Origin of the sequence: Pseudomonas sp. NBRC 111127 (assembly GCF_001320345.1) — a bacterium.
In the GTDB taxonomy this organism is placed as follows: Bacteria; Pseudomonadota; Gammaproteobacteria; order Pseudomonadales; family Pseudomonadaceae; genus Aquipseudomonas; species Aquipseudomonas juntendi.
On sequence record NZ_BCBD01000071.1, the window covers coordinates 16,757 to 27,352 of the forward strand.

The 10,596-nt window shown below is 65.4% G+C and carries 6 protein-coding genes; 1 reads left to right on the plus strand and 5 read right to left on the minus strand.

Annotation, left to right across the window (positions count from 1 at the left end; genetic code table 11):
• Window positions 1-209: 209 nt before the first annotated feature.
• The 5 genes from APH30_RS14625 to APH30_RS14645 all read right to left on the minus strand — a co-directional run bounded on the left by APH30_RS14625 (window position 210) and on the right by APH30_RS14645 (window position 9,508).
• On the minus strand, window positions 210-974 hold the full coding sequence (locus APH30_RS14625; protein WP_054912946.1) for an FKBP-type peptidyl-prolyl cis-trans isomerase: 765 nt from the start codon (window positions 972-974) through the stop codon (window positions 210-212).
• 193 nt (window positions 975-1,167) lie between these two features.
• Entirely contained in the window at window positions 1,168-2,100 is a 933-nt protein-coding gene (pcaQ, locus tag APH30_RS14630; protein WP_054912947.1) for a pca operon transcription factor PcaQ, read from the minus strand.
• A gap of 172 nt (window positions 2,101-2,272) precedes the next feature.
• The gene (gene nirD / locus APH30_RS14635; RefSeq protein WP_054912948.1) at window positions 2,273-2,635 is read right to left on the minus strand and encodes a nitrite reductase small subunit NirD; all 363 of its coding nucleotides are present in this window, start codon (window positions 2,633-2,635) and stop codon (window positions 2,273-2,275) included.
• The gene (gene nirB / locus APH30_RS14640; RefSeq protein WP_054912949.1) at window positions 2,635-5,187 is read right to left on the minus strand and encodes a nitrite reductase large subunit NirB; all 2,553 of its coding nucleotides are present in this window, start codon (window positions 5,185-5,187) and stop codon (window positions 2,635-2,637) included. Before nirB ends, nirD begins: the two co-directional genes overlap by 1 nt.
• 295 nt (window positions 5,188-5,482) lie before the next feature.
• A complete protein-coding gene (locus APH30_RS14645; protein WP_054912950.1) occupies window positions 5,483-9,508 on the minus strand; it encodes a bifunctional nitrate reductase/sulfite reductase flavoprotein subunit alpha in 4,026 nt (1,341 codons plus the stop codon).
• 259 nt (window positions 9,509-9,767) lie between these two features.
• Here APH30_RS14645 and map point away from each other — a divergent pair, with 259 nt between their 5' ends.
• Entirely contained in the window at window positions 9,768-10,565 is a 798-nt protein-coding gene (gene map, locus APH30_RS14650) for a type I methionyl aminopeptidase (protein WP_371262853.1), read from the plus strand.
• Window positions 10,566-10,596 lie beyond the last annotated feature (31 nt).

A 10,596-nucleotide genomic window follows, 5' to 3' on the forward strand; every position in this document is an offset into this window, starting at 1 on the left:
CCTGCCAGGCAAGGGCCCCGGTCAGATCGGGCGTTTTTTACACAGTCGTTACAGGCTGTTGCTACCTGCGCCGCGAGCGACTTGCGTCAGAAGCGTCCTACTTCTTCACGCTGCATTTCCTCGGACAGTATCAGCAGTGGCAGGTTCGTCCAAGCAGCTAAAACGAAAACGCCCCGTAAAGACGGGGCGTTTTCGGCAAACAGCCAGTATTACTTGGCAGGGGCTTCTGCAGGCGCTTCAGCGGGGGCTTCAGCGTCCGGCTCAGCGCCTTGCAGCTGGGCCGGGTCCTTGATGGCGATCAGTTCAAGATCGAACACCAGTACCGAGTTGGCCGGGATCAGCGGGCTTGGGCTTTGTGCACCGTAGGCCAGTTCAGCCGGGATGAACAGCTTGTACTTCTCGCCAACGTGCATCAGTTGCAGGCCTTCGACCCAACCCGGGATGACGCCGCTCACCGGCAGGTCGATGGGGCTGCCGCGCTCGACAGAGCTGTCGAAGACCTTGCCATCGATCAGCTTGCCTTCGTAGTGGACAGTCACTACGTCGGTCGGCTTGGGCTGCGGGCCGTCGGCCTTTTTGATCACTTCGTACTGCAGGCCCGAAGGGGTGGTGACGACACCCGGCTTCTTGGCGTTTTCCTCAAGGAACTTCTTGCCAGCAGAGGCGGCTTCTTCGCTGGCCTTGGCCAGGCGCTCTTCGGCACGTTTCTGCAGCGAGGTGAAGGCCTCTACCAGCTCTTCGTCCTTGATACGCTGTTCTTTCTTGCCAACGGCGTCTTCGATACCGAGGGCGACTGCTTTGGAATCAAGGTCTTCCATGCCTTCCTGAGCCAGGCTCTTGCCCATGTTCAGGCCGATTCCGTAGGAGGCTTTCTGCGCCGGGGTCTTCAGCTCGGGGCTGCTGGCCTGTTGATCACAGCCAGCCAGTACCAGGCCAACCAGGGCAACCGCAGCCGCCAAACGATGCTGTTTCATGTCATTTCCTTGTTCATGCGCCATAAGGGCAATCAGGGTAGAAGCCGCGAGCTTATCAGGCGTCCCCAACCCATGGCTACCGGCATAAGAGCCAACAAACAGGGAATAGTTCCACAGCCTTGCGCATGGCAGGAAAGCCTTGCGGCTGCCGGTTCCACCTCAAGGCGCTGAGCGCCCTGCTGACAGCGCCGGCTCAGGGGTAAACGCCCTCGCGGTACTGCCCGGCCACTTCGCGCAGCACTTCACACACCCACTGCCCCGGCAGGCTTTGCGGCAGGGCCGCATTGCGACAAATGCCCACCGAGCCACCGGGTTCACGCACCCCCAGGTCAAGCTCGACCAGCTCGCCACGGCGCAGGTCGAGCAGCACGGCATCGCGCGGCGCCACCCACACGCCGTCACTGCTCAGCAGGTAGCGCCGGCTCAACGCCAGGGACAGCGTTTCCAGGCGCTGCGCCGGCATCTGGATGCCGCATTGCACGAACAGGCTGTCGGCATGCTGGCGGATGGTGGTACCCGCAGGCGGCAAGACCAAGGGGTAACGCCCTACCTGGCCGCGCTCAACGGGTGTGCCGGCCAGCAGTGGGTGACCTGGGCGTACCACCAGGCTCATCGACTCGCTGTACAGGTGCTCGAACGACAAACCCTGGATTTGCGGGCTGTCGGTCATGCGCCCGACCACCAGCTCCAGTTCCCCCAGGTGCAGTTGGCCAAGCAGCTGTGCGCTGACCCCGGTGACTACCCTGATCACCAGCGCCTCATGACGCTGATGCAGGCGGCACAGCACTTCGGGCATGAGCAGGCCCTCAACCGTGGACAGCACGCCGATGCGGACCTGCGACGGCGCCCGTGCCTCGCCGCGCAGGCTGCTGACGCCATCGCGCAGGGCTTGCACGCTGGGCCCGGCATAGCGCATGAAGCGCGTACCGGCCGGCGTCAGCTCGACCCCTTGGCGGCTGCGCGCGAACAGCCGGGTTTCCAGCAGGTCTTCGAGCTCCTTGAGGGTCTTGGAGATCGCCGGCTGACTGATGGCGAGCACGTTGGCAGCCCTGGCCAGGCTGCCCTGCCGGGCAATCTCCAGAAAGCACAGCAGGTGGCGGTACTTGATGCGGGTGTCGAGGTTCATGCCGGCAAGCTTACCGCATCGCCACCTGTGGCGTATCCGGGTCGCGCTGCCTGTTCGGGCCTCTTCGCGGGCTTGCCCGCTCCCACAGAGTCATCGCAGGGCCTGAGGGCTGCGCTGTACCTGTAGGAGCGGGCAAGCCCGCGAAAGGGCCGGCACTGGCAATGCACGAGAATCAGGCCACAGCCAGTTCCACCGCGTCACCCTTCAACCGCACCGGCCACACCCGCAAGCGCTGCCCGCTGTCCTCCAGGCATTCCCCGGTGTGCAGGCTGAAATGCTGCTTGTACAAAGGCGCCGCCACCACCAGCTCACCCTGCACGCTCCCCACCAAGCCGCGGCCGATGATGTTGGCCCCGGAGCGTGGATCGCGGTTGTCCACCGCGTACAGCGCCTGGGCTTGGCCAGGTAGATAGAACAGCGCAACCTGGGCACCGTCGAGCCACACCACCACACCGGAGTCGGCCACCAGGTCTTGCGCCCGGCACACGGCCTGCCAGTTCTCGCATTCGTTCACAGCAGCATTGGACAGCATCATCAGACAGCCTCCTCGACAGTGGGGATCAGGTGCAGCGGCGCGGCAGGCCGGCGTTGTTCGCGTTCACGCACGAAGTGCACGTCCGGGTCGGCGCGCTGGTCGTTGACAAAGGTCCGGAAGCGCTTGAGCTTCTCAGGGTCGTTCAGGGCGTTGGCCCATTCGCACTGATACTGGTCGACCACATGCTGCATCTGCGCTTCCAGTTCGCTGGCCAGGCCCAGGCTGTCGTCGATGACCACCTGTTTCAGGTAGTCCAGCCCGCCCTCGAGGTTTTCACGCCACACCGAAGTGCGCTGCAGCTTGTCGGCAGTGCGGATGTAGAACATCAGCACGCGGTCGATCAGGCGTACCAGGGTTTCGTCATCCAGGTCGGTGGCAAACAGTTCGGCATGCCGCGGGCGCATGCCGCCGTTACCGCACACGTACAGGTTCCAGCCCTTGTCGGTGGCGATCACACCAATGTCCTTGCTCTGGGCCTCGGCACATTCGCGGGTGCAGCCAGACACGGCGAACTTGAGCTTGTGCGGGCTGCGCAGGCCCTTGTAGCGGTCTTCCAGGCGCAGGGCCATGGCCACGCTGTCCTGCACGCCGTAGCGGCACCAGGTACTGCCCACGCACGACTTCACCGTACGGGTCGATTTGCCGTAGGCATGGCCTGTTTCGAAACCGGCCTCGATCAACTCCCCCCAGATGAGCGGCAATTCGTGCAGCTGGGCGCCGAACAGGTCGATGCGCTGGCCGCCGGTGATCTTGGTGTACAGGTCGTACTTCTTGGCCACCTGGCCAATCACGATGAGTTTGTCCGGGGTGATCTCACCCCCCGGAATACGCGGCACCACCGAGTAGGTGCCGTTTTTCTGCATATTGGCCATGAAGGTGTCGTTGGTGTCCTGCAGCGGCACCAGGGCCGGGTCCATGATCGGCTGGTTCCAGCAGGAGGCAAGGATGTTGCCCACCGCCGGCTTGCAGATGTCACAGCCGGTGTGGCCCTTGCCGTGACGGGCGAGCAGTTCGCTGAAGGTGCGGATGCCCTCCACCCGCACCATGCCGTACAGCTCTTGCCGGGTGTAGGCGAAGTGCTCGCACAGGCTTTTGTCCACCGCTACACCGCGGGCCGTCAGTTCATGCTCGAAGACTTGCTTGAGCAAGGCCGCGCAGCCGCCACAGCCGGTTGCCGCCTTGGTGCAGCCCTTGACCGCAGCCAGGTCGCTGCAACCGCTGTCGATGGCGGCACAGACTGCACCCTTACTGACGTTATGGCAGGAGCAGATGGTGGCGCTGTCGGGCAAGGCGTCGGCACCCAGCGCTGGTGCTGCGCCGCCTTGCGGCAGGATCAGCGCGGCGGGGTCGGCCGGCAGGGCAATGCCGTTCTGGGCATACTGCAGCAAGGTGTCGTAATAGCTGTTGTCGCCAACCAGCACCGCACCCAGCACATGCTTGCCGCTGGCATCCACCACCAGCCGCCGGTAGGCGCTGTTGGCTTCGTCGATGAAGCGGTAGCTGCGTGCACCGGGCGTAGCACCGTGGGCATCACCGATCGAACCGACGTCCACCCCCAGCAGCTTAAGCTTGGTCGACATGTCGGCACCGCTGAACGGCACCGGCGCCTCGCCGCAGAGCAATGCCGCCAGGTTGCGCGCCATGCTGTAGCCGGGCGCGACCAGGCCGAACACGCTGCCGTTCCACGATGCGCATTCACCGATGGCAAAGATGCGCGGGTCACTGCTGCGGCAGTGCTCGTCGATCACCACCCCGCCGCGTGGGGCGATGTCCAGGCCGCAGGTACGGCCAAGGGCATCTTGTGGGCGAATACCAGCGGAGAACACGATCAGGTCGGTTTCCAAGTATTGGCCACCGTCGAAGTTCATGCGGTAACGGTAGGCGTCGCCCTGGCTGATCGACTGAGTGGCACGCGACAGGTGCACCCCCACGCCCAGCGCTTCGATCTGTGCCTTGAGCGCTGCGCCGCCCTCGCCATCCAGCTGCACCGGCATCAGCCGTGGCGCGAACTCCACCACGTGGGCTTCCAGGCCGAGCGACTTGAGGGCGTTGGCCGCTTCCAGCCCCAGCAGGCCACCCCCCACCACCACGCCACGGCGGGCGCTGGCGGCGGCAGCGCGAATGCCATCGAGGTCGTCGAGGGTACGATAGACCAGGCGGGCATCACCGCTGGAGCCCTCGATCGGCGGCACAAAGGGGTAGGAACCGGTCGCCAGGACCAGTTGGTCGTAGCCGTAGCGGCCTTGGGCGGTAACCACCTCGCCGCGCTCGCGATCGATCTGCAGGACCGCTTCGCCAAGGTGCAGGTGCACGCCGCTGGCGGCGTAGAAGTCGTGCTCGCACAGGGCCAGGGTTTCGGCACAGCTACCGCCAAAGTACTCGGACAGGTGCACTCGGTCGTAGGCGCGCTGGCGCTCCTCGCCGAACACCCGTACCTCGAACTGCTGCAGGGCGCCGCGGCTGACCAGTTGTTCGACACAGTGGTGGCCGACCATGCCGTTGCCGACGATGACCAGTCGCTCTCGTTGCCCGCTGCTCGCTGTTGCCTTCATAAGCCGATCCTCGATCAAAAAAAAAGCGCCTGGAGCCGAAGCTCCAGGCGCCTTTGCCTGTATTCATCACGGTAGGGGGCCCGGTTGATCGCCGTTGATCAGTGGGCTTTGTTGTTACATGGGCTAAGCAGGGAGTGTGCCAAGCCCGTTGCCGGGGGTGGACACGTTACGCGCAAACCCGCGCCTGCACGGGCCTGCACAGCGTTCCAGGCCTTTGCAGCAGCGGGCTCGCTCGCCCGCCACCCGGCATCGGCTGCGCACATTCACAGTGCACTGCAGCCCATCGCGGTGCACGTCAGTACACGTCACGCCGGTAGCGCCGGGCCTGGTTCAGGCCGTCGACGTAGGCATCAGCCGCCGCCGCATCCATGCCGCCATGCTCGGCGACAATCGCCCGCAAGGCCGCATCCACATCCCTGGCCATGCGCTGGGCATCACCGCAGACATAGAAGTACGCCCCGGCCTGCAACCATTGCCACAGCTGCGCGCCGTGCTCGAGCATGCGCGTCTGCACGTAGATCTTTTGCGCCTGGTCACGCGAGAACGCCGTGTCCAGCCGCAGGTGCCCCGTGGCTTGCCAGGCCTGCAATTGCGCCTGGTAATAAAAGTCGCTTGCAGCGTGCTGCTCGCCGAAGAACAGCCAGTTCGACCCGCTGGCGCCGCGCGCTTCGCGCTCTTCAAGGAACGCCCGAAACGGCGCGATGCCAGTGCCAGGGCCGACCATGATCAACGGCACACCATCGTCCTCAGGCAGGCGGAAGTGCTTCGACACCTGCGGGAAAATCGCCACCTTCACCGCCTGCGCCCGGTCGGCCAGGAAGCTGGAGCACACACCTTTGCGATCACCGTAGCGCACCGTGGAAACGGTCAGGTGCACCTGTTGCGGGTGCGCCAGTGGGCTGGAGCTGATCGAGTACAGCCGTGGCTGCAACGGCTTGAGCAACGCGAGCCAACTGGCCAGTGGCAGTTGCTGCGGGAAGGCGCGCAACACATCGACCAGTTGCCGGCCCCACAACCACGCTTGCAGTTCGGCCTTGCACTCAGGCTGCAGCAGGCGCTGCAGGTCGGGGGCATTAGCGGCGAACACCTGCAGTTGCTGTGGGGTGACCTTGGCGATTTCCAGGTGTGCCTGCAGGGCTTCGGCCAGCGGCATGGCGGGCTGGCCCTTCAATTCCACCAGCGCCTGGCCGTCGAGTTGCATCAGCGCCAGCAGTTCTGCGACCAGCGCCGGACAATTGCGTGGCCATACCCCCAGGGCGTCGCCGGCGGCGTAGGTGAAACCGCTGCCACTGAGGTCGAAGACCAACTGGCGGGTTTCCTTGCTGGCACCGGGGCCGTTGAGCAGGCGGTTTTCCAGCAGGGTGGCCGCCCAGGGCCGCTGCTTGGTGTAAGCCGCCACGGGTGCCGATGCGCCGGCCGGCTGTGCCGCGGCGGTGCTGCCCAGGCTTGGCAGCAGCGCCTCCAGCCAGCCGGCAAACACTTCGTCGAAGTCGGGCTCGCAGTCCACCCGTTGCAGCAGGCGCCGGCCACCCAGCTCGGCCAGCCGCTGGTCCAGCTTGCGGCCAAAACCACAGAACTGCTCATAACTGGAGTCGCCCAAGGCCAGCACGGCATACGGCAGCTCAGCACAGTGGCCGCCCTCCTCACCCTGCAACGCCTGCCAGAAGTTCGCGGCACTGTCGGGGGCCTCGCCATCACCGAACGTGCTGGTAATGAACACCACGCTGGCAGCACCGCGCAGCTGGCTGGGGCGGGTCGCCTGCATGCAACTGAGCTGCACCTGCAGGCCTGCGCCGCGCAGGCGTTCGGCGCAGCGCTCGGCCAGCAGTTCGCAGTTGCCGGTCTGCGAAGCCCATACCACCTGGTGCAGCGGCTGGGCTGGCGCCGCGGCCGGTGCCTGGGCCGGGGTCGCGAACAGCCCGGCCAGCAAGCCGTCAACGAACATACGCCGGCTGGCCGGCAGCGGCGCACTGGCCGGCAGGCAGGGCACAGCGTCGGCGCGCGCCTGGGCCAGCCCCAGCAGAAAACCTTGCAGATAGTGGCGCTCGTCGTCGGCCAGCACCGGGGCCGGCAAGGTGTCCAGGCCTAACAGGCGGGACAAGGTGGCGGTAGGCATGCTGGCACGCTCGGCAACGGAGTTGTGCAGTTCAAGGGCATCGATACGCTCGCCGGCAACCCGCTGCAGGGCCACGGCGCAGTGCTTGAATGCGGGCTGCAACGACAGAGGGTCGAGCGCATCGCAGGTCACGGCATTGATGGCCAGCTGCTCACCGACCAGGTCGTTCCAGTGAAACGGCGCAAAGCAGTTGCCCGGCATGACCCGGTCGCTGATACGCGCCGGGAGCACGGCCTGCCCACGCCGCGAGCGAACGGCCACCTGGTCTTTCTCGGCAATGCCCAAACGGCCGGCATCTTCCGGGTGGATTTCAACGAACGGGCCGGGCTCCAACTTGTTCAGCGCCGGTACCTTGCCGGTCTTGGTCAAGGTGTGCCAGTGGTGCTGCACGCGGCCGGTGTTGAGCACCAGGGGGTAGGCGTCATCCGGCAACTCAGCGGCGGGCAACCAGGGCCGGGCGAAGAAGCGTGCCTTGCCACTGGCCGTGGGGAAGGCGATGGCCGGCCGCTGCCCTTGGTCATCGAGCAGCAGCGCCTGGCTGCTGCCATCGTTCAGGTAACGCAGCGGGCTGCGGTGCTGCTCGCGCCCCGGGGCGCTGGGCCACTGCCGGGGTTGCTGACGCAGGTCGGCATAGCTGATGCCACGCAGGTCATAGCCGGTGGCCGGGTTGTGAAAGCGGCGAATTTCCTCATACACCGCCTCGGCGTTCGGGTAGTCGAAGGCCTCGCCATAGCCCATCGCGCAGGCCACACGGGCGATGATCTGCCAGTCCGGCAGACTTTGCCCGGGCGGCTCGACAGCGCGGGGCATCAGGGTCAGGTTGCGTTCGCTGTTGATCATCACGCCCTCGCCTTCGGCCCACAGCGCAGCAGGCAGCAGGATATCGGCGTAACGGTTGGTTTCGGTGTCGAGGAAGGCGTCCTGGGCGATCACCAGGTCGGCCTGGCGCAAGCCGTCGAGCACCTGCTGGCGGTTGGCGACACTGGCAACCGGGTTGCTGCAGATGATCCAGCAGGCTTTCACCTCGCCGGCCTTGAGTTGCTCGAACAGGGCCACCGTTCCCTCGCCGGCTTCGCTGCGCAGGCTACCGGGTGGCAGTTGCCACTGCTGTTCGACGAAGGCACGGTCGGCCGCCACCAGCGCCGAGCGCTGGCCGGGCAAGCCGGGCCCCATGTAGCCCATTTCGCGGCCGCCCATGGCATTGGGCTGGCCGGTCAACGAGAACGGCCCGCTGCCAGGGCGGCAAATGGCACCGGTGGCCAGGTGCAGGTTGCAGATGGCATTGCTGTGCCAGGTGCCATGAATGCTCTGGTTCAGCCCCATGGTCCAGCAGCTCATCCAGTTGCCGGCGCTGCCGATCCATTCCGCGGCCTTGACGATGTCGGCCTCGGCCAGCCCGGTGATGGCGGCCACCCGTTCGGGGCTGTAGTCATCGAGCAAGGCGGGCATGTCGTCCCAGCCTTCGGTATGGCGGGCGATAAAGTCCGGTTGGGTGTGGCCATTGCGATGCAGCAGGTGCAGCAGGCCATTGAGCAAGGCCATGTCGCTGCCGGGGCGCAGCTGCAGGAACAGGTCGGCCTTGTCGGCCGTGGCGCTGCGCCGGGGATCGACGACGATCAGTTTGGCCCCCGCCTTGACCCGGTCGAGCAGGCGCAGGAACAGGATCGGGTGGCAGTCAGCCATGTTCGAACCGATCACCAGAAACACATCGGCGTGCTCGAAATCCTCGTAGCTGCCAGGCGGGCCGTCGGCGCCTAGCGACAGCTTGTAGCCGCTGCCGGCACTGGCCATGCACAAGCGCGAATTGGACTCGATGTGGCGGGTGCGAATGAAACCCTTGGCCAGCTTGTTGGCCAGGTACTGGGCCTCCAGCGACATCTGCCCGGACACGTAGAGCGCTACGGCGTCTGGCCCATGCTGGTCGATGATGCCACGCAGGCGCTTAGCACTCTCGGCAATTGCCTGGTCCATGTTGGCGCGCACTGGCGGCTGGTTGCGTTGCTGGCGCAGGTAGGCGTCTTCCATGCGCCCGGCCGCCGTCAGCGGCAAGTGGGCGGTAAGGCCCTTGGTGCACAGCCGGCCGTAGTTGCTGGGGTGCTGCTTGTCGCCGCTGATCTTGCCGACCTTGCCATCGGCAACGCTCATGACGATGCCGCAACCAACCCCGCAATACGGGCATACGCTGCGCACTTCGTTATTGACCATGGGCGGGCTCCTGTGGAAACGCAAAAAGGCGCCGGCTGCCCCGGCCTGCAGCAGCAAGCGGGGGCAACACGGCGCCTTTGTCGTGAGAATGTGCGGGCTGTCGACGTTGATGGCCCGGGATGGGAGGTAGCCAGCAATTAGTGGGCCAGCTGGAGCAGACGCTTCTACCACGCCCGCGCTCTGGCGTACCGTGCGCACCCTGCGCACCATGCGGTGGCAACTTCACACCCGCTGGCGCTATGCTGGGGCAAATTCCAGCATGAGCAACCGCCCTTTCCCCATGCCCCAGGTGATCCTCAAGACCCCCGCCCAACTCGAGCTGATGCGCCGGGCCGGCCAGTTGCTGGCCCAGGTATTCGCTGACCTCGACAACTTCATCCGCCCCGGCGTGACCACCCTGCAAATCAACGACCGCGCCGAAGCCTACATTGTCGAAACGCTCAAGGCCCGGCCTGCGAGCAAGGGCCAGTACGGGTTCCCCTACTCGCTCAATACGTCGGTGGACCATGTGGTGTGCCATGGCATACCCAGGGCCGACGAGGTGCTTGAGGAAGGCTCGATCGTCAACGTCGACATTACCCTGGAACAGGGCGGCTACATCGCCGACGCCTCGAAGATGTACTGCATTGGCACCATCAGCGACGACGCCCGCCGCCTGGTCGACACCACCTATGCAGCGCTGTGGAAAGGCATCGAGCAGGTGCGCCCTGGGGCCACGCTGGGTGACATCGGCCACGCCGTGCAGGCCCATGCCGAGGCCGCGGGCTACAGCGTGGTGCGCGAATACTGTGGGCATGGTATCGGCCAGCAGATGCATGAAGCACCGGAGGTGTTGCACGTGGGCCAGCGCGGCATGGGCATGAAGCTCAAGCCAGGCATGGTGTTCACCATCGAACCGATGATCAACCAGGGTGGGCGCGGCACGCGCGAACTGAAAGATGGCTGGACGGTGGTTACCCGCGACCACAGCTTGTCGGCGCAGTGGGAGCACACGGTGGCGGTGACGGACGACGGTTTCGAAGTGCTGACGTTGCGTGAAGAAGAACGCCGGGGCTGAAACTGAAGCGCTCTGCGGGCTCTTGAAGCAT